The 568-nt window shown below is 63.7% G+C and carries 1 protein-coding gene; it reads right to left on the reverse strand.

The genetic code is table 11. From position 1 onward, the window contains the following. Positions 1-92: 92 nt before the first annotated feature. The gene (locus VQ02_RS30925; protein WP_048448094.1) at positions 93-518 is read right to left on the reverse strand and encodes a cupin domain-containing protein; all 426 of its coding nucleotides are present in this window, start codon (positions 516-518) and stop codon (positions 93-95) included. Between the last annotated feature and the right edge of the window lie 50 nt (positions 519-568).

Genomic DNA, 568 nt, shown 5'->3' on the forward strand with positions numbered 1-568 from the left:
TCGAACTGCTGCGCAGGATCGCCTGAGTGAAAGCTGCCGAAGCCTGCCAGAGGTCAGCAACTCCGATCGGTCTCTGCGAGCGCCTGGGGCGCTCAGCGCGTCGACGCGTTGCGGGCCATGAAGGTCTCGGGGCTGCCGTCCTGCGGGTTCACGAATACAATGTCGGTGGATACGCGCCGGGGCGTGTCGACCGATAGGAAGACCACCGGCTCCGCGATGATCCGTGGCAGGGCGTGCACCGTGCCACGCTCGAAGAACAGCAGGTCGCCCGGCCCGAATTCGGCCTCTGTTCCAGCCTCCCCCATCCAGAAGGTGCCGCGGCCTGACAGCACGTAGAGGTACTCGTCGCAAGTCTCATGATAATGCGGCGGCGTTCCCCGGTAGACGCGAAAGATCCGAGAGCTCGCCGCCTCTCGGTTCGTCAGATAGATGTCAACCAGAAGGGTCTCTGCCTGATCCGGCAGAGCTGCGGCGAGCGCCGCGAGATTGAAGCGCCCAGTCTTCTCCGACTCGATCATGACCTTTCTCCTCAGTGGTGATCGTTGGACGCCGGCTTTGCACCGAGCTG

Origin of the sequence: Methylobacterium variabile, assembly GCF_001043975.1 — a bacterium.
GTDB lineage: Bacteria > Pseudomonadota > Alphaproteobacteria > Rhizobiales > Beijerinckiaceae > Methylobacterium > Methylobacterium variabile.